The following is a 21188-nucleotide window of genomic DNA, read 5'->3' as shown; positions in this document are numbered from 1 at the left end:
TTTCATAGACAACAAGTGACTCCATTTTAGAATAAAGTAATGAATTTCAATACATAATTATGAGACAAGAATTTGAAAAATATTTTAAATATTTCTATTGGAACACTAAAAATGAGGAACATTTAGTGAGTCTAAAACTTAATTTAGAGTTTGATCTCCCCGGAGATTACATTGAAATTATGAGAGAGCATGATGGTGGCGAAGGAGAAATTGGAGCCGGTAGCTGGCTTCAATTATTTTCACTTAGTGAATTAATTTCACTTAATGAAGATTATAATCTACTAATGGAGCAAATCCCTGATTTGTTTTTGTTTGGTAAAGATGCCGCTGATACTGGGTATGCATTTCATAAATTCAATAGAACATTTCATTCATTCGGCCTAATGTCCAATTTCGAAACAGATTATATAGATTTTTGTGGTAACAATTTTCTAGAATTTCTTGAATATCTCTATAACAAAGAGTAACCAATGATTCATTTGTTTTCTTTAATTAAAGTAGGTTTTTAGTGTCGGCACCGACAAAACCGTTGGCAAAATTATGCTTTTTATTTCTATTATTTAAACCCATAGTTGATCTAAAAGAAGTCATAACACCTTAACCCGTTAAAACGATTATAACCAGAACTATTTGGAAAGTATTTTTCATATCCAATACTTGCTTCGGTGGTGCCACTTGTATTGGTATAATTAATTTTTGAGGTTGTTGCGTCGTGGCTTATACCCAGCCTTAATTTTTCTCCATTACGCTTGCCTTTAAAAAGATCAAAAATCAGGGAGAGAACAATTGCATCGGGTCCATTCTGTGGTCCGGTACGATACCAAAGCCCCGTATTTAAACTCTTATATTTAAATTGAGCTCCCACACTTATATTGCTATTACTTGCTTGTCTGTAATAAACTACAGAGGGTATAAGAGAAGCCCCTTCGTCTTGATTATAATCAAAATATGGAGTCAGCGGAATCTTAAAACTTGCGTTTACGGTAATTCTCATTGGAAGCTTGGCCTGTGTTCCGCTAAAGGATTCGTCGGGCCTGTTAATATGATGCAAAGCTGTTCCTAGCATAAAATTACGATAAACAAGATTTACACCTGTTGCCGCATCAAAGAAAAATTTATTGGAGATGTCTGGTGGATTTGCAGCAGAGATACTACCAGGAATATACCCTAAGCGAGGATCTATCTGATCAGAAAAAACCAATTTACTCCAGTCTATATTTCTATTGGTAAAACCAGCCTGGATACCAAACGACAATACAAAATCATCGCCCCCAACACTATAGGAATAGGTAGCTGCTGCATTATTTTTAACTAAATATGCTGTACCCTCACTTGAACGGTTAAAAATCAACCCTACTCCACCTGGGAATTTAGCAATATTTAAATCGGCAGAAGCTGAAATATACGATAGATCTCCGCTTAAGCCAGACCATTGATTTCTATATATAAGGTTCATTCTGATATCCCCTTCAAACTGACCTGTTAAAGAAGGGTTTAGATATATAGGCTGGTTAAAAAACTGTGAATAAATATGGTCTTGCGCAGAAGCAAAGCCTAGACCCACTGTGGTTAGCAAAATCAATAGAATTTTTAATGTCTTTGCCATATTATCTGATTAAATGTATTGGACCTGTACGTTTTGGTGCACTATTATCATATGCCATCCCTTTCCATTGTGATCCATTAATGAATTCGACATCAATTTTCCAATAATAAACAGACTGAGGCAGTTCTGCATTGCGATATGTTCCGTCCCAACCTTCCTGAGGATGCCCATCTTCAAGTTTGGTTGTCTCCCATATGAGTTGTCCCCATTTGTTAAAAACCGACATCCTCCAAGATTTAATGCCTGACCCTTTAGCTTTAAACTGCCTAAGTTCAGTGCTTTGGCTGCCAGGTATAAAGGAATTTGGCACAAACAGATATCCGGGTACACCGTTAATTCTTACATTCTTAACTGAAGTGGTGAAACAACCATTTTGATTGATCACTTTTAAAGTTACTTTATATGTTCCTGTATCAGCATAGGTATGTGACGGGTACCTTTCGGATGACCCTGAGCCATCTCCAAAATCCCAAATCCATTGATCAGGATTGTTTTGACTTTGATCGATAAATTTGAAGGTATAATTAGGGATACTGATCTGAATGGAAGGATCAACATCAAAAAGTGCTAAAGGCGGAGGCATTATATGAATATATTGCACTTTTACCTCAGTATTTGAACAACCAAGCGAATTGCTTGCTGTAAGCGTTACGGTATAATATTCCTGATCTCCGGTATAAGTATGTACAGGTGGTTCAACTCCGGTAAATGTTGGTGTCCCATCTCCAAAATCCCATATAAAGCCTGTAATATTTGTATCCTGTGTGGTATTTTTAAATTGAACCTGCAGCCCCGGACAACCTTGGGTAATGTCGGCCTCAAATGTTGGTATCGGTTGAGCCAGCACTTCAATCTCTTCATAGGTAGTATCTCTTGCACAATTATGGCTTGTTGCTATCAGCATCACTTTGTAAATACCCGGCCTTGTAAAGGTGTAATCAAATCTTTCTGGTGATAGGATAGATTGCCTTGGTTGGGTGCCGTCATTAAAGTCTACACTAAATTGATCAGCACCTGTAGAATTGTTGTCGAAGGTTACTTTAAAAGGCGCACATCCTCTTTTTTGATTCCCACTAACCACAAGTTCAGCATTGACATTATTAGGCCTCACTTCTATAATATAAGGTACAGTAGATTTGGTACCACATGAATTTACTGCCGTCATAATGGCATTGAAACGCAGTGTGGTTGTAGTTGCTCGGTAAACATGTGTTACACTTGACCTGGCGTTTGTTACAAGGATTGGAGATCCATCACCAAAGTCAAATGAATATCGGGTACCTGATTGCAGGGGCGAATTATTTGTAAACGTGATCAGCGCTGGTGAACATACTGAAGTTTCGCTGGGCGAGAATACAGGTTTAGGCTCCGATTTTATCAATACAGTCCCTTTTATAGAGTCAGCGCCGCAAGGTGTAATAGCATACAAGGTTACTACGTAGGTTGTATCTTTTCCTGAAGGACTAGGATTAAAAGTAACGGCAGCAGGTGTAACAAGGTTAGAAGTTTGGCCATTGCCAAAATCCCATTTAAAGGATGTATCACCATTCTGTATAGAGGTATTCACAAAGGTAACTGGTGTTGGCCCGCAATTTACTGTAGTCACCGGAGTGAAGGAAGGGACATTTTTTTGTATCGTGGTGAATTCCTGGCTAAATTCGCTACTCTCACACCCCAAACTACTTGTAACCACAAGTTTTACGATAACACGTTCATTTGGGTTTTGAATGGTATATCCTGGAAATACTGGTCCGGTAGATTGAGTAATGTTTCCATTTGCATTGATTATCCAGGTATAGGTATCATTTCTATCCGGATAAAGCACTGCGGTAATGGGCAAAGCAAACGGTGCGCAGGAACTTAATGTATTGCCATACGTATACTCTGCTTTTGCATTTGGGTTGATGGTGACCTTAACAGCTGCGCTAAGGCTTTGTATTGTGCCGCTGCATGCTGAGGTACTTATGCCGCGTCTGTAATAAGTAGTTTCAGTAAGAACTCCCGGCTGGTAATTCTGAGCATTTGCATTTGAAATATCTGTCCATGTATTTCCATCTAGGCTTGATTGCCACTGATAAAAATAGATGCCATCTCCACCAATGGGCACAGAACCTAGCAATTGCGTCGGCATAGATTCCCTGCAAATTGCCTGCTCTCCGGTCACGGTATTTCCTGTTACCGGAGGTCGTACGGTAACAGATACTTGCACGGGTTCTCCAGGGCATCCGTTCAGTAATTGAGGTGTAATTGTATAAGTTACAACTATATTGGTGGTTGCTGTACTGGTAAGAATTTCGTTAATTGACGTTACTGCCACTGGAGTAGTTTGATCTGGATTACCGCTTATACCCGCCGCTGGTGTTCTGGTCCAGGTATAATAAGTTACTGTGGGAGCAGCAAGGTTAGAGGTTAAATTAATCCCTGCCTGATCTCCGCTACAGATAATGGGCTTGGCTGCTGTGGCTGTCAATATTGGTTTAGGAATAACGGTTACAGTAAGCGTAAAAGGTGTGCCCGGACAACCATTTGCTGCAGGGGTAATGGTGTAGACCACAGTGGCGTTTGCTGTTGAACTTGTATTAGTTATGATGTCATTTATAATAGGTCCACTTCCTGTAGCAGAGTAACTTCCCCCCGCAGCATTTCCATCGGCATTGGTGGCAGTCCAGCTAAAGGTTGTACCGGATACTTCTGAAGTTGATGTAAAATCAACCGAAGTTCCTGTACAGATGGCTTTTGCATTATTTGTATTTGATAATTTGTTCTCTGGGAAAATAGTAATGTCAACTTCTTTAAATACAACTGCACAGTCTCCAGCAAGACCTGTGTTTACTCTTAAATAGATTTTAGCCAAACCTGCCGCACGCTCTGCCATTGTAGGTGTATAAGTAGTGGTTAAACTGTTTGGAGCTGAAAACCCCGTACTGTTCACGCCGTTATCCCAGGCAAAAGAACTCCGATCCGGATTAATGGTTCCTGTTAAACTAACAGTCGCGGTATTGCAAATGGAATTGGATCCTGGAATGATATCTACTAGGGGCGCTTGTGAAAGGATAATTTTCTGTGTTCCTGTAACCCCAATAGGATTACAACTGTTTTTGTGAACAAATGTGATTGTATATTCCTTTCCGTATTCTGTGAAATTAATGACTGGATATTTTGAGGCAGCATTAAATGGGGCTACAAAGTTATAATTCCCTCCTGTGACAGTCCAGAAATAAGTACCATCCACTTCATCTGCCGTTCCATTAGCCGTAGTTTTTGTACTGATTTCATCTGGACCAAAGGTCTGTGGTCCGGTACTGCATAATGTAATATCAGGAGACATTGTAATAGTTGGTTCAGCATTTACTACTACACGCTGATTAGCAGTGGCCACTGAACAGGTTCCTGATGCTATTTCCAAATGAATATTGTAAATGCCAGCCCTAGTAAATTTAAATTGAGGATTTGGACTATGCGAGTTTGTCCCTGACATGTAGGTAACACCTGCCGCAGGTGTTACCACCCAGGTATATATCGGAACAGCAGCTGAACAAGTATTATCTAATATAGTAGAACTGCTGTTTGGTGTAAGCGTACCTGTAGTTAAACAAATCGTATTGCTTGGCAAGGTAAAGCTTGGCTTAGGCGGATCTTGAACACAGATAGTAAACTCTACCGGATCTGCCTGACAAGTCCCACCAACATTAATTGAAGTTAGCCTGATCGTATGCTGTCCCTTTGTTGTAAAATTGTGAACCAAATTAAACGACAATGGTTTGTTAGATGCAACATCCTCACCATCAACAGCCCAGGTATAAAGAAGTGAATTTTGTGCACAGCGTGGATCATTAGTATTAGCCCGCTCACCTGGAATTGAGATGTTATTAAAGGTTACATTTCCTAAACAGGCGACAGCTGGCCCATCGATCATATTTTTAGGCCTGGAAACCACTCGTGCTGCGGTAGATAAAGGGGAACCTATCTTGCCACAAAATGGGCTAACTACGCCAACATTGATCCCAAACGCATTATAAGTTGTTTGATTCCCAGAGGTATATGTCAGTCCACAAGACGACTTTGTAAAGGTATGGGAAACCTTTCCTGCAAGGTTCAGTATGTCGCAATAGCTATAATCATTGCTATTGCCATCACCCCAATCAATATGATAAATGTTCCCGGGAAAATTGTCCTTTATTCCCCCATCTCTGTCTAAATTAACTAAATAATCAAAAGTACCTATTGGGAAACAGACAGTATTTCCACTTGTTGTAGTAAATGCCGTAACAGCCAAATTGTTAATTAGAAAATAAGCTTGAGTGCCTACAGAGCCATCTGCTGCCGTGGTTTTAACAAACATTGTATAATGCGTTAGCTTTGCAGTGTACGTTTTTAACTCATCTGCTGAAGTAAAACTTATAGTTGTGGGAGTACCTCCATTAAGTTCATCTTTTAATGTTACTACAGTATTTCCAATAGTCGACTTATTTGTAAAACTAAATACCGTTTCCCCCTGGTTAATATCTGTTTCACAAGAACCAAAAGTTAAAGGATTTGTACTGAGTGTAGAAGCAGATGAAAGCTTTGCAGTAACCACTGTAGCTGCTCCAATTGTAAAAGGCCCACTATCAGCCATAAACACCGGATTAGTCGATTTTACTCTTAGTCTGTATCCAGTTCCAGCTGGTGTTCCCTGAGGGATTATTCCGTTGACGAAGGTAGTATAAAAACCAGTATAAGAACCAATAGGGGCAGTTGAAACAAAATTCCCTGCGGCATCTGATAAATAAAGCTCAAACTTATTAGTCGCTTTATCCATGCACCCCGCACCTATGGTAAAAGTTGCTGCTATACTTGATCCGGGGGCATAAGGCCCGGGTGCAACCTGATCTATAGTAATTTGAGAAAATGCTATAGAAATATGATAAAAAAATAAAATAAGCGTCAGTAAAAGTAACCGTTTTATCATATAATAAGGATTATGATAAAAATAGATATTTTTTTACTTATTGTTCATTTTATTCATTAATAATCATTCTAATTATTAATACTATCAAATTTGTCTTGTATTTATTTTTGATAAAGTAAATTTCATTAAGCAAATACTTGTTTATCGGTCATTATCAAGACTATGCTACTAAAAGGTGATTTTCCTGTAAGGTTAATTTTAAGGAAAAATAAAAACCCGCATTTAAATATATTTAAATGCGGGTTTGAAAAAGGTCAGGCAAAATATTACCCACCAAGTGTAGCCATGTCAATTACGAATCTGTAACGCACATCGCCTTTAAGCATTCTTGCATACGAAGCAGTTATATCTTTAATATCAATCATTTCAATATCTGAAACGATATTGTGCTCAGCGCAAAAATCAAGCATTTCCTGAGTTTCAGGTATACCACCTATGCCTGAACCTGCAACGCTTTTGCGGCCTCCCAAAAGTGAAAACGGATGAATTGAGTATGGCTCAGATGGAACCCCAACACACATATGTACACCATTTGTTCTTAGCAATGACAGGTACATATTCATATCGTGCTCTGCAGAAACAGTATCCAGAATAAAATCGAATGAACCTCTAACAGCATCCAACTGTGCAGGATCAGACGTAACAACGAAATTATGTGCTCCTAATGCTCTGGCAGCTTCTTCCTTTGAAGCTGATGTACTTAAAACTGTTACTTCAGCACCAAAGGCCACACCAAATTTCACTCCCATGTGTCCTAAACCTCCCAGTCCTAAAACTGCAAGCTTATGGCCTTTACCAACTTTCCAGTGACGCAGCGGCGAATAAGTAGTGATGCCTGCGCAAAGCAATGGCGCTGTTGCTGCAAGTGGCAATTTATCGGAAATATGGAGTACAAATTCCTCGCGAACGACAATAGTATTGGAATAACCACCATAGGTAGGTACGCCATCTCTACCTTTATTATTATAAGTTTGTGTGCTCCCTTCGAGGCAATACTGCTCTAGCCCTTCCTTGCAATTTTCGCAAGTCTGACACGAGTCTACCATACATCCTACACCAGCAAGATCATCATTTTTAAATTTCTTTACATGGTCGCCCACCTTAATTACTCTTCCAACAATTTCATGTCCAGGCACCATTGGGAATACTCCCGGGAACCAATCATTCTTTATCTGGTGAAGATCAGAGTGACAAACACCACAGTATAATATTTCCAGCTGAACATCATGTGGTCCAACCTCCCTGCGTTCAAAACTCCAGGCGGCTAAATCTGTTTCAGCATCTTGTGCTGCATAACCTTTGGCTTGTATCATAGTTAATTTACATTTTATAGTAAGACAAATCTACATCAGGTAGCATAAAGATTCATTACACAATTCAAAGCATTTATTACGCATTTCAAACATTTTGAAGTAATGACAAATCAGTGACTTCTGACATGTGAGTTATAAAATTAACTAATTTTATCAAAAAAAGGGATTAGTGGATCATCTTAAATAACAACTCTTTTAACAATTCACCATCGGTAGTATTGCCTGTACTGTCTACCCCTTTGCTCTTTAAATCATATTCTCTTAAAAGGCTAATGATATCAAAAGTTTTATTAAGGCTATAACTACGGGCAGCGGCCTCATAGTCTTTAATAAAATATGGGTTTACCCCTAGTTCTTTAGCGGCATCGCCTTTATTCTGCAGGTAATGATACTTTAAGATCTTTGAAAAATATGAATTCAAATTGGCCATAACCATAACCATTGGGTTGGCTTTGGGGTTATCAGCAAAATAGTTGATGATCTGATTACATTTTAAAACATTCTTTACCGCCAGGGCTTTCTGCAATTCAAAAACATTATACTCTTTACTTATTCCTATATTTTTTTGAACAAGGTCAGTATCAATTGTTGTTTCTTTAGTTATATTTAAAAGCAGTTTTTCTATTTCATTAGCAATCTTGGAAAGATCAGTACCCAGATATTCTGCCATTAATGCTGATGCCTGAGGAGCAATTTTGTAGCCTTTTTCTTTTACAAGATCATCTATCCAGCCGGCCAATTTGTAATCTCTTACCAGTTCTGATTGAAATATAGCACCACTCTTATCAATTGCTTTATAAATTTTCTTACGCTTGTCGAAATTAGCATACTTATAACCTAATACCAGGATTGTGGTTGGCATCGGTTTTTCAAAATAATTGAGTACAAACTCAGCCTCTTTACTACTTCCCTCAGTCTCCTTAGCCCATTTCAAATCCTGAGCTTCTTTTACAATGATCAGCTGATAGTCAGACATCATAGGGTAGCGCTTGGAAGCATTCATAATGGTGGCCATATCTGTATCTTTTCCATACAGAACTGTTTGATTAAACCCTCTTTCCATATCATTCAACACATTACTTTCCATGTAATGGATGATCTGATCGATGTAATAAGGTTCTTCGCCATGCAATAAATACACGGGTTTAAATTTTCTGGCTTTAATGTCTTTGATTATATCTGCAGCACTCATATGATAGGTCAAACTTAGATAAAATTTTTTGCCTATTTTTACACAAATGTCATTTATACCAACAGCACTTAACCTACCTCAGTATCCTTTCAAAATTACCTTAAAGGAATCGCGTTATTTTATATTTGACGAGGTAAGAAAAAAGCACCTGATACTTACACCCGAAGAATGGGTTAGACAGCACTTTATACAGTTCCTTATACTGGAAAAGAAATTCCCAAAATCACTAATTCAAATTGAGGGTGGGCTAAGCTTAAATAAGCTTCAGAAAAGAACAGACATTGTTATTTTCAATACCCATGGAGAGAGAATAATGGTTATTGAATGTAAGGCTCCCGCTGTTAAAATAAGTCAGGCTACTTTTGATCAGGCCGCCCGGTACAATTCAGTGCATAAAACCAGATGGCTGGTAGTAACAAACGGATTAATGCATTGTTATGCAACAATAGATCACAAAGAGGAACGGTTTGTATTTATAAAAGATCTTCCTGAATATCAATTCTTATAAATACAAACCGTTTCTTCTTATTTTTATTGGCACCCGCCCCCAAGAGCGCGATAAAGGGTAATTACTGCCTGCCATTGCTGCAGTTTATCTCCTATATTATCCAGCTGTGCCGATAGCAGGTTTTGTTCGGAAGTTAATACATCTGTATAATTTGTGGCTGAACTATACCTTAATAGTTTTTTTGTAAAGTCAACAGATTTCTGCAGCGATTGCAATTGCTTCGTTCTTATATTTTGCTGTTCAATTGCAGTATGATAAGAGAAAAGTGCATTCGAGACTTCCTCTCCTGCCTTTAATAATGATTTCTGGAACAGATAGGCCGATTCTTGCTGAGCGGCACTGGCTGCTGTTAACCGGGCTTTGTTTGCACCTTTATTAAAGATCGGCTGTGCAATACCCCCTGCAATATTTGCAAACAGACCCGAAGGAGTAATCCAGTCTTTGAAACTGAAACTGGTAAAACCACTGGAAGCAGTTATACTGAATGATGGATAAAACAATTTCCGGGCAACATTGGTTGTCTCAAAAGCCTGCATAAAAGCATACTCTGCCTGTCTAACATCCGGCCTGTTTTGAAGTAATTGAGCAGGAATACCAATATTCAGATCTAAAGACAATTGCTGAGATTCTAATGACTTCCTATTTATGGAGCCGGCCTCGCGAACCAGTAAAACATTCATCGCGTTTTCCGTTTCTCTTATTTGCCTTTTTAAACGTGGGATAGCAACTTCTGCGGCATACTGATTGGCTTCACTCTGTACCTCTGCAGCTCCGGTTACTATATTTGCAGCTTTTAAAGATTTCATTGTGCTTACGTCTGTTTTTCTATTGGCCACGGTTTTCTCTAAAACAATTAACTGTTCATCCAAAGCCAAAAGCGTAAAATAGTTATTTGCAATTTCGGAAATCAATTGTGTTTGCACAGCTTTTCTAGCTTCTTCAGTTTGCAACAAACCAGCTAATGCACTACGCTTACTGCTTCTGAGTTTACCCCAAATATCGGCTTCCCAGCTGGCTGTTAACCCTACATCGAGCTGGGTTGATGAGCTGATAATACCAAACCCTTGTGGGTAGGCCAGTTTTGACCTGGTTATGGCTGCATTACCATTTAAGTCCGGTAAAAAGGCAGCCTTACTCTGTTTAAAGCACGCTCTGGCTGCGTTTATATGTTCTACAGCTATTTTTAAATCTAGGTTTTGCTGTAACCCCTCTGTTATCAGTTCAATTAAAACAGGATCACTAAATAATTTTTGCCATGGTATAGTAGCAATATTGGCTGTATCAACCAATTGTTGATCCCTGTAGACATTCTTAGTTTCTATTGTTGGCCTTTCATATTTTTTTGACACCTGGCATGAAACCAGCACAGTCAATAAAATCATTAGCCCTATATATTTTCTCATTACATTTATTTCTTAGGAATTATAAAACTTCATTGTTTTTGCGTATACCGGATATTTTCTCCTGAAGAGATTGAAAAACCACAAACAAAGCAGGGATCACAAATACTCCGAATACTGTACCTATAAGCATTCCTCCAACCGCAGCAGTTCCAATTGAGCGGTTGCTTAAAGCCCCTGCTCCGGTAGCAATCATTAATGGAAGCAAACCGAAAATAAAGGCAAATGAGGTCATCAAAATTGGCCTTAATCTGGCTGTAGCACCTGAAATTACCGACTGAATTAAACTCATTCCACTAAGTCGGTGCATCAGCGCAAACTCTACAATAAGGATGGCATTTTTTGCGAGCAGGCCGATGAGCATAATCAAGCTGATTTGAAGGAATATGTTGTTATCAAGCCCAAACAACCGGGCAAACAAGAATGCCCCGGCCAATCCTATAGGCAATGAAAGTAACACTGAGAATGGTAGAATATAACTTTTATACTGTGCACTTAACAAGAAATAAATGAACAGCAGGCTAAGCATAAAGATCAACAGGGTTTGACTGCCACTCGACAACTCTTCTAAAGTCAACCCTGAAAACTCATATGTATAACCCTGTGGTAAAGTCTGGGCAGCTACTTCCTGAATAGCTTTTATCGCATCGCCTGAGCTATAACCAGGCTTAGGGGCACCATTTACCGCCCCTGAAGTAAACAGGTTAAACCTGTTTATAAATTCCGGACCATAGATCTTTTTAAGTGTAATGAATTCTGATATTGGAGCCATTGCACCTTTATCATTTCTTACATATATCCGGTTGATAGCTTCTTTATTAGTTCTCTGTTCGGCTTCAGCCTGGATCATTACACGGTACTGCTTACCAAAACGATTAAAATCTGACGCATAAATACCACCTAAATAACCCTGTAATGTTCCGAGCACGCGATTAACAGGAACACCAGCTTCTTTACATTTTGCAACGTTTACATTAACCTCGTATTGGGGGAAACTTGTATTGTATGATATGGCCGCATACATAATCTCGGGGCGCTGATTCAGTGTACCCATAAATTTGCCTATCACCGCATCAAATGCTTTGTAGCTTCCCCCTGTTTTATCCTGCAGCTGAAACTCGAAACCATCGTTATTTCCAAACCCTTGTAATGTTGGTGCTGCAAAAAATATGATACTGGCACCTTTAATTTCTGCAGTTTTTGCAAACAGCTGACCAACAATACTTTTAATATCCTGTCCTTTTTTTGTTCGTTCTTTCCATGGTTTCAACCTGATAAATATGGCTGCATACGAACTTCCGGTACCACTCATTAAATCCATACCGGCAACTCTTGATGACAATTCAATTTCGGGAATAGACCTGGCAATACTGTCTATTTTATTAGCAATGAATTCTGTGCGTTCCAAAGAAGTTGCCGGAGGTAAAATAACATTACCATATATAGAACCGCTATCCTCATTGGGTACAAATCCGGTTGGGGTAGTTTTAACTAAAAAACCGAACAAAAGACTAAATACAAGGATTATCGCAAATGCGATCCATTTTTTTCCTATCAGGAAAACAACCGACTTCTTATAACGGTTGGTCATGGTGCTGAATGAAGCATTAAACCCAGCATAAAAACGCTGTAAAAAGCCTGTTTTCTGTTCATGACTTTCACCGTGAGGCTTTAATAACAATGCACAAAGTGCCGGACTTAAAGTAAGTGCATTTACAGCAGATATAATAATAGCTACAGCAAGTGTTAAACCAAACTGCTTGTAAAACACCCCCACAGATCCCGTAACAAAGGTTACCGGAACAAACACCGCAGCCATAATGAGCGTTATGGAGATGATAGCACCACTAATTTCGCTCATAGCATGCATGGTCGCTTTTTTAGCTGATTTAGCCCCCTGATCTAATTTAGCATGAACCGCCTCTACTACTACAATGGCATCATCTACTACAATACCAATGGCCAGAACCAGGGCAAAAAGTGTGAGCAGGTTAATCGTAAATCCAAAAAGCTTAAGGAAAAAGAATGTTCCTATAATAGCTACCGGAACTGCAATGGCCGGAATTAAGGTAGAACGGAAATCCTGCAAAAAGATAAATACAACAATGAATACCAATATAAAAGCCTCAATAATTGTAACTATAAGCTTAGAAATTGAAGCATCCAAAAACTCATTTGCATTGGCAAATACGCTGTACTTAACTCCTTTTGGAAAGGTTGATGAAGCATCGTCCAGTATTTTTATACACTTCTTTATGATCTCATTGGCATTGGAACCTGAAGTTTGATTGATTGCAACATATGGTGATTCATGACCTTGCGCCATGATGGTACTCGAATAAGTAAAAGAGCCCATGTCTACCTCAGCAATGTCTTTTAACTTAAGTACCTGCCCATTGCCGGCAGACTTAAGGATAATGTTTTCAAACTGGGCCGGTTTTTCAAGTCTACCTGTATATTTTAAAGTATATTGAAATGACTGGCCACTGTTCTCTCCTACTTTACCTGGTGCAGCTTCTATGTTCTGTTCTGCAAGGGCTTGTGTTATATCAGATGGAATTAATCCGTAGGCGGCCATAGCATCCGGCTTAAGCCATATTCTCATACTATAATCCATACCTCCATACACAGCAGCATTACCTACACCCTCAACCCTTTTGATTTGGGGCATCACATTAATTTTCAAGTAGTTGTCCAGGAATTTTTGGTCATACTTTCCATCTTCGCTATATAAGAGGAAACTAAATACTTCACTATTCAACCGCTTACTTGTGGTAATACCCACTTTGATTACTTCGGCCGGCAGCAAACTTGTTGCTTTGGTAATTCTGTTCTGCACATTAATTGCAGCCATGTCCGGATCTGTTCCTTGCTTAAAGTTTATTGTAATACTGGCACTCCCATCGTTACTAGCTTTAGAGGTCATATAGGTCATGTGTTCCACTCCGTTAATTTCTTCTTCGAGGGGAACAATTACGCTTTTCATTACCACATCTGCACTTGCCCCCTGATAGGATGTACTCACTTCAACTGCTGGCGGGGCAATGTCGGGGTATTGGGAAATAGGCAATGAGTAGAGTCCTAATAATCCAACTATAACGATGATAACCGATATAACGGTAGACAAAACCGGGTTATCTATAAATTTCTTTAACATAATATTTTAGTGTTTTGCTTTAATTTTCATTCCATCTTTCAGGCTTCCCATCCCTTCTGTCACAATCTGTTCACCCGGGTTCAATCCTTTTGTTACTACATAAAATTCGCCTGAAGGGATGTCCATTATTTCTATCTCGGTACTTTTCACAGTACCATTCCTGACCGTGTAGACCATTGTTTTTTCCTGCATTTCAAAGGTTGCTTTAACTGGCACCAATAATGCACTGCTTAATTTTAATGGAATGCGAATAAGTGCACTTGCACCACTTCTGATCAATCCGTCAGGATTAGGGAAACTAGCCCGCAGATTGACAGAACCTGTTTCTGTATTAATTAATCCATTTAAGGTCTCAAGCTTGCCTTTTTTTGAATATTCTGTCCCATTAGCCAACAAAAGGGTTACCGGTGGAATATTCATTAGCTTATCCTTTATAGTCTTCCCTTTGTTGTTTTCTGTAAAATCCAGGAACTGCTTTTCATTGAATGAGAAATAAGCAAAAACATTGGCAATATTTGAAACTGTTGTTAGTGGCTGCTGAGATGAGCTGCTTACAAGACTTCCTGTTTTATAGGGTAAATTCCCAACAACCCCATCTGCTGGGCTATTTATTCGGGTATACCCAAGATTAGTTCTGGCATTTGCCAAACTTGCTTTTGCCTGTGTCAGAGCTGCCTCTTTAGCATTCAGATTAAAATTTGCCTGCTTAAGTTCATAATTACTTATAATCTCTTCTTTTACTAATGGCAAAGTCTTTTCAACCTGCATTTTTGCGGTATTTACTTCTGCTTCTGCATTTTTTATTGCCGCTGCAGCCGTTCTGACTTCCTGTTCGTACTGAGGGGCATTTATTTTAAAGAGTAACTGACCTTTCTTTACAACCGCACCTTCATCAACAAGTATCTCTTCAACAAAACCATCTACTTTCGGTCGGATCTCTATGTTCTGCTGTCCCTGGATAGTTGCCGTGTAATCTGTATTTAGAACAGCATTTTTTGCTTGTAATGTTGAAACCGGATATTCCTGAATAGTTTCTTCCTGTGTTTGGCTTTGTGTTGGACTGCAAGCTTCAAACAGTAGCATTCCAATAATTAGTGAGAGTAATTGTATTGTTTTCATAAAATGTAATTTTTCTTTTAAGGCATAAGCATTCCCTATCTCCTAAAAAATTTCTTTTTGGCAGTTAAGGTTAACAGCGATAATCTATCGCCCGAATTAAGTGTTGAGTTATTTAATTAAATGTGGAGTATTAAGGTAATTTCATCTTTTTCTATTTTAATTATAATTCCTTATTTCATTAAAAAGTTAAGCAAAGTTAGTACTTTTGTGAATAAAACAACTAAATGCTTGTTTTATTAGATTATGAAGACAAATCGATTCTTAATGTTATTAAAAACCCGGGGAGCGTTAACCGCAGGAGAAATTTCAAAAGAACTTGGAATTACAAGCGAGGGGGCACGTCTGCAACTTATTAAATTAAGCGAAGAGGGATTAATTAAATCGACCAACGAATCCAAAGGGGTTGGCAGGCCCACTGTATATTTTAGTTTAACAGAAGAAGGAAATGCAGGTTTTCCTGATACACATGCTGAACTTACCGTTAAACTGATACAGCTTGTAAAAACTACACTGGGTGATGAGGCTCTTGATAAAGTGATAGCAGCAGGCGAGCTGGCTGGAAAAGAAAGATATTCGAATGAATTGCAGTCAATTACTGACCTTGAAGGCCGCATATCTCAGCTTGCTGATATCCGTACCCGAGAAGGGTATATGGCTGAATATAGTAAAGATGAACAAGGCTATTTATTGGTAGAAAATCACTGTCCTATTTGTGCCGCAGCACAGGTTTGTCAGGGTTTTTGTACTTCTGAACTTAACACTTTTAAGTTAGTACTTGGTGAGGATATAGACATTACGCGGGTAAACCATATCATTGCCGGCGACAGAAGATGTGCCTATAGAATAACATTGAAAAAGGCCAGTTAAAGAATTAGTTAAAGAATTGAGCATTCTCCAGCCAGCTGCCGCAGAATGCCCAATTAAATTTATCCTTTTAAAGCGGCAAGACTTTCTTCGATAGTATTGATCTTCGATTCAGCATCTGCCTTTTTATTACGCTCATTTTGAATGATCTCAGGTTTTGCATTTTGCACAAACCTTTCGTTGCTTAGCTTAGCATCTACAGATTTTAAAAAGCCCTGTAAGTAAATCAGCTCTCCATTTAAACGTTCTATTTCAGCATCAATGTCTATGGCTTCATTCAGATGAATAAAGAACTCATCATTGCCAACCATAAAGTTTACCGCGCCTGGGATTTTATCATTTACAAACTCAACCTGGTTAATGTTGGCAAGTTTAAATACAATGTTTAGCCACTTCTCGAAATCCAAAGAAGAGTTTACTTTTATTGCCAGAGGAAGCGCTTCTTTAGGTGAGATTTGTTTTGTATTTCTAACATTTCTGATCTCGGCAACCAGGCCTTTAATAACCTCTACCTCTTTAAGCAATTGGGCATCTGCACTACCAACAACAGGGTAGCTAGCTACGATACAGCAATCAAGTTCAGCTTTTTCTCCAAAGAGTTCATCGTGCCATAATTCTTCTGTTAAGAAAGGCATAAATGGATGCAGTAAGGTTAAGATTTTCTCAAAGAAGCCGATTGTTACCTTTAAGGTTTCGGCATCTATTGGATGCTGATAAGCTGGCTTAACCATTTCCAGGTACCAGGCACAGAAATCATCCCATACCAGTTTATAACAAGCCATTAAAGCTTCTGACAAACGGTATTGCTTAAAGTTATCTTCAATCTCGGCAAGAGCCTCATTGAAGCGATTTTCGAACCATAGTATAGCCTGCTGATTAGGATTCTCAAGGTTTTCATTTACTTCCCAGCCTTTAACTAACCTGAAAGCATTCCAGATTTTATTGGCAAAATTACGGCCTTGCTCACAGTAACTTTCATCAAACATTAAATCATTTCCGGCCGGAGAGCATAAAAGCATCCCTACCCTTACCCCATCGGCACCATATTTTTCAATTAGCCCAATAGGATCAGGAGAATTACCTAATGATTTAGACATTTTACGGCCTAATTTATCTCTTACAATACCTGTTAAATAAACATTTGTGAAAGGTTTTTGCCCTCTAAACTCATGGCCTGCCATGATCATACGAGCTACCCAGAAGAATAGGATTTCAGGGGCAGTAACCAGATCATTGGTAGGGTAGTAATAATTAATATCTTTATTATCAGGATCTTTAAATCCATTAAACACAGAAATAGGCCACAACCATGATGAGAACCATGTATCCATTACATCCGGATCTTGAGTTACAAAAGGTGCCAGCTGATGTTTAAAGCCATGTGCTTCCGTTTCGGTAAACACTCCGTCAATATCTTTAAGTTTTAAAAACTCGTTAAGTGCTTCTTCTTTGGTTTTCGCTACTATCCAATTACCTTTATCATCATACCATGCAGGAATTTGCTGTCCCCACCACAATTGTCTGCTGATGTTCCAATCCCTAACGTTTTCCATCCAATGACGATAGGTATTTACGAACTTTTCAGGAATTAGCTTTACATCGCCCTCCAGTACATCTTTCAATGCCGGCTTAGCCATTTCATCCATTTTACAGAACCATTGCATAGATAGCTTTGGCTCAATAGCTGCATTTGTACGCTCAGAGAAACCAACTTGCGATTTATAATCCTCAACTTTCTCTAAGTGACCTGCTTCATCCAGTAAAACAGCAATCTTTTTTCTTGCAACAAAGCGGTCTTCACCAACAAGCACAACAGCAAGTTCGTTTAATGTACCATCTTCATTTAAGATGTCTATTACAGGCAACTTATGCTTAACACCTAGTTCATAATCGTTCAAATCATGGGCCGGAGTAACTTTTAAGCATCCGGTACCAAAATCCATCGTTACATATTCATCCTGAATAACAGGTATTTCACGATTAATTAGCGGTACAAAAACTTTTTTCCCTTTCAGGTGCTGGTAACGCTCATCATTAGGATTAACACAAATGGCGGCATCAGCCATAATTGTTTCTGGACGGGTGGTTGCAATGGTTAAGAAATCATCGGTACCCGAAACAGAATATTTTATATAATATAGCTTTTGATTTACCTCTTTACGGATAACTTCTTCATCAGAAACTGCTGTTTTACCTGCAGGATCCCAGTTAACCATACGCACCCCGCGATAAATTTTTCCCTTTTTATACAAATGGATAAAACTATCGATAACTGCTTCTGAAAGATCATCTTCCATGGTAAAGCGTGTACGTTCCCAGTCGCAACTTGCGCCCAGCTTTTTTAACTGATCAAGAATAATACCGCCATATTTCTCTTTCCATTCCCATGCATATTTCAGGAATTCTTCTCTGCTCAGGTCTTTTTTGCTGATGCCTCTTTCCTTAAGCATAGCAACAACTTTAGCCTCTGTAGCAATTGATGCATGATCTGTTCCTGGTACCCAGCAAGCATTTTTACCCTGCATACGAGCTCTACGGATCAGCACATCCTGAATTGTATTGTTTAGCATATGCCCCATGTGCAAAACACCTGTCACATTTGGAGGAGGTATTACAATAGTGTAAGGCTCACGCTCATCAGGCTCAGAATGAAAAAAATTCTTCTCTATCCAGTAGCTGTACCATTTGTCTTCGGTTGCCGCCGGGTCGTATTTTGTAGAAATGCTCATTATTTTGAAAAAGTATCAGATTTGGCTGTAAAAATAAGAATAAAAAAGACAGATGCTATTCGCTTCCCCAAAATCTTGAAGGGAAGATTTTGCATGTCAGCTCATAACACTGACTTTTTTGGGAAAAGGAAATAGAAAAATAGGGAAAAAGATCAATGTACATTGATCTTTTTTAACCTTAGTTTCTTTACTTCAGGTTTTGCATAAAGTAATCAGTAACCTTTTGATACAAATGTGCTCTGTCTTTACCAATTACATTATGCTCATGGCCAGGGTAGATCATATAATCTACTTGAATACCCTTATCAACAGCTTTTTTAACGAAATCGACAGAATGTTGCTGTACTACAACAGGATCCTGCAGGCCATGGATTAACATCAGTTTTCCCTTTAGCTGGTCAACTTTACTACTCAAGTCAGTAGCAGCATAACCCTCAGGATTTTCCTCCGGAGTATCCATATAGCGTTCAGTGTACATCACCTCATAAAACTTCCAGTTTATTACCGGACCACCTGCAACAGCAGCTTTAAAAATACCAGGATGTGTAACCATAAAATCAACCGTTCCAAAACCTCCAAAGCTCCAGCCAAATAGCCCCATATTAGCAGAATCAACATAAGGAAGCCCCTTCAAGTAATCTACTGCCTTCATCATATCTTCCATTTGAACATCCCCTGCTCTGCGGAACATAGACTGTTCAAAAGCTCTACCCCTATTATCACTTCCTCTTGTATCCATGGTCAATACCACATAACCACGCTCAGCCATATACCTGAACCAATAATCTCCCGCACCGGCGTTCCATGAATTTAAAATAAGTTGTGCGTGTGAACCACCGTACCAATAAACAATAACCGGATACTTTTTTGTGCTGTCGTAACCAACTGGTTTATATAAGCTACAATACAAATCGTCTCCACTGTTACTTTTTATAGTAAAGATTGAGGAGTTTTCTGTAGCAAATGCGGCTAAAGGGTTGGGTGCTTTTAATAATGTTTTTGTTTTAGCAGTTGCAGTTTCTATTAACTGGATTACTCGGGGTTGTTCCGGACTACTATAATTATCAATTACAGTGTTTCCAGAAGTGCTCACCTGTGCACCATGTACAGCAAATCCTTGTGTAATCCTATTAGATTTACCTGATTTTAAGTTAAGCACATATAAATTACGGGTTATGGGAGATTCTTCAGTAGAAACATAAAACAGCTGATCACCTTTTGAATTAAATCCTTTTACATCAAGTACCTCCCAGTTTCCTTTTGTCAATTGTTTCAATACTTTTCCATTTAAATCATATAGATATAAGTGATTCCATCCATCACGGTTACTTTGCCAGATAAACTTAGCAGGATCATTTTTGAGGAATAACATAGGCACCAATGGCTCAACATATTTCTCATCCTTTTCTTCAAATAATGTTTTCACAAAATCACCGGTTGCTGCATCATATTGATTTAGCTTCATGTGATTCTGTCCGCGGTTTAAAACAGCAATGTATATGTATTTATCATCCGGGCTCCATGCAATATTAGTAAGATACTGCTCAACAGGTTCGCCTGTTTTAAGGTACACCATAGCTTTGGTATCTGCATTATAAACCCCTACAGTTACCTCATGGCTTTTATCGCCTGCCATAGGATATTTGATATTTACATTTTTTGCGGGTCTTGTGGTCCAATCTATGATCGGATAATCAGAAACCATGCTTTGATCCATTCTATAAAAAGCGAGTAGCTTACCGCTATTGCTCCAGAACGTACCTTTAGTTATTCCAAATTCATCACGATGAACCGACGAAGCATACACAATATCTTTGCTGCCATCTTTAGTTACCTGATTTTGACCAGTACCATTTGTCACAAACAAATTAAAGTTATCCAAATAAGCGATGTAACCAGCCGTACTTTGTTCAACATTAGTTTTACTACCAATAGATTGATCTATGAGCACCTTATAGGTATTCTTTACAGGATTAAACGCAACTTTACTTCCGTTAACCGTTAATATCCAGTCGGGTCCCTGATTAAATTGAATAACAGGCATCGACTTTAAAGTATCCTTTTGAAATGACTTTAATTTCTGATTTAACTGGACCAATGATAAAAATTGCTGTTCATGCTGACTCTTAAAATTGCCACTCATCCAAATAAGATCATTCCCTGTTCTTTTGGCATACACATAATTTTCAGTACCATATATGAATTGAATTTGAGAAAGATTTTCAGGTGCCAGAGTAGTGCGGGCATTACTCATTGCATCCTGAATAGTCAATATCTTATTCTGGGCTACTCCATAAAAAGCAATTGATAGCAATTGAATCAGTAAAATCAGTTTTTTCATCAGTACAA

12 protein-coding genes are annotated in these 21188 nt (G+C 38.6%); 3 read left to right on the top strand and 9 right to left on the bottom strand.

Translation table 11 applies throughout. The features are described 5' to 3' along the window. The first annotated feature begins 59 nt into the window (after positions 1–59). Positions 60–467 (top strand): SMI1/KNR4 family protein, encoded by a 408-nt coding sequence (locus CPT03_RS00785; protein ID WP_099437061.1) that lies wholly within the window; start codon positions 60–62, stop codon positions 465–467. Positions 468–577: 110 nt separating this feature from the next. On the opposite strand, the gene CPT03_RS00780 is transcribed toward CPT03_RS00785, so the two are convergent. From CPT03_RS00780 to holA, 4 genes are all read right to left on the bottom strand, one after another. Further along, on the bottom strand, positions 578–1606 hold the full coding sequence (locus CPT03_RS00780; RefSeq protein ID WP_099437060.1) for a PorP/SprF family type IX secretion system membrane protein: 1029 nt from the start codon (positions 1604–1606) through the stop codon (positions 578–580). A 1-nt stretch (position 1607) separates the two neighbouring features. Next, positions 1608–6557 carry a PKD domain-containing protein gene (locus CPT03_RS00775; protein WP_099437059.1) on the bottom strand — a complete coding sequence of 1650 codons (4950 nt, stop codon included), beginning with the start codon at positions 6555–6557 and terminating at the stop codon, positions 1608–1610. A gap of 266 nt (positions 6558–6823) precedes the next feature. Beyond that, the gene (locus tag CPT03_RS00770) at positions 6824–7870 is read right to left on the bottom strand and encodes an NAD(P)-dependent alcohol dehydrogenase (RefSeq protein ID WP_099437058.1); all 1047 of its coding nucleotides are present in this window, start codon (positions 7868–7870) and stop codon (positions 6824–6826) included. Positions 7871–8036: 166 nt separating this feature from the next. Then, a complete protein-coding gene (holA, locus tag CPT03_RS00765) occupies positions 8037–9062 on the bottom strand; it encodes a DNA polymerase III subunit delta (RefSeq protein ID WP_099437057.1) in 1026 nt (341 codons plus the stop codon). Positions 9063–9108: 46 nt separating this feature from the next. Between holA and CPT03_RS00760 the strand changes: the two genes are divergently transcribed. Next, on the top strand, positions 9109–9570 hold the full coding sequence (locus CPT03_RS00760; protein ID WP_099437056.1) for a type I restriction enzyme HsdR N-terminal domain-containing protein: 462 nt from the start codon (positions 9109–9111) through the stop codon (positions 9568–9570). 23 nt (positions 9571–9593) lie between these two features. On the opposite strand, the gene CPT03_RS00755 is transcribed toward CPT03_RS00760, so the two are convergent. The 3 genes from CPT03_RS00755 to CPT03_RS00745 are packed head-to-tail and all read right to left on the bottom strand — an operon-like array spanning position 9594 to position 15246. Continuing rightward, complete coding sequence (locus CPT03_RS00755) at positions 9594–10973, bottom strand: efflux transporter outer membrane subunit (protein WP_099437055.1); 1380 nt, start codon at positions 10971–10973, stop codon at positions 9594–9596. Between the two features lie 19 nt (positions 10974–10992). After that, positions 10993–14127, bottom strand: coding sequence for an efflux RND transporter permease subunit (locus CPT03_RS00750; RefSeq protein ID WP_099437054.1), 3135 nt, complete (start codon positions 14125–14127; stop codon positions 10993–10995). A gap of 6 nt (positions 14128–14133) precedes the next feature. Beyond that, complete coding sequence (locus CPT03_RS00745) at positions 14134–15246, bottom strand: efflux RND transporter periplasmic adaptor subunit (RefSeq protein ID WP_099437053.1); 1113 nt, start codon at positions 15244–15246, stop codon at positions 14134–14136. 264 nt (positions 15247–15510) lie between these two features. Between CPT03_RS00745 and CPT03_RS00740 the strand changes: the two genes are divergently transcribed. Then, on the top strand, positions 15511–16113 hold the full coding sequence (locus CPT03_RS00740) for a helix-turn-helix transcriptional regulator (RefSeq protein WP_245869929.1): 603 nt from the start codon (positions 15511–15513) through the stop codon (positions 16111–16113). A 59-nt stretch (positions 16114–16172) separates the two neighbouring features. Here CPT03_RS00740 and CPT03_RS00735 read toward each other — a convergent pair whose 3' ends face one another. After that, entirely contained in the window at positions 16173–18839 is a 2667-nt protein-coding gene (locus CPT03_RS00735) for a valine--tRNA ligase (protein ID WP_099437051.1), read from the bottom strand. Between the two features lie 187 nt (positions 18840–19026). Beyond that, positions 19027–21180 (bottom strand): S9 family peptidase, encoded by a 2154-nt coding sequence (locus tag CPT03_RS00730; RefSeq protein ID WP_099437050.1) that lies wholly within the window; start codon positions 21178–21180, stop codon positions 19027–19029. Between the last annotated feature and the right edge of the window lie 8 nt (positions 21181–21188).

Source organism: Pedobacter ginsengisoli (assembly GCF_002736205.1).
In the GTDB taxonomy this organism is placed as follows: Bacteria; Bacteroidota; Bacteroidia; order Sphingobacteriales; family Sphingobacteriaceae; genus Pedobacter; species Pedobacter ginsengisoli_A.
The sequence above is the reverse complement of the archived record's forward strand: the minus strand, read 5'-3'. Positions and strand labels throughout refer to the sequence as shown.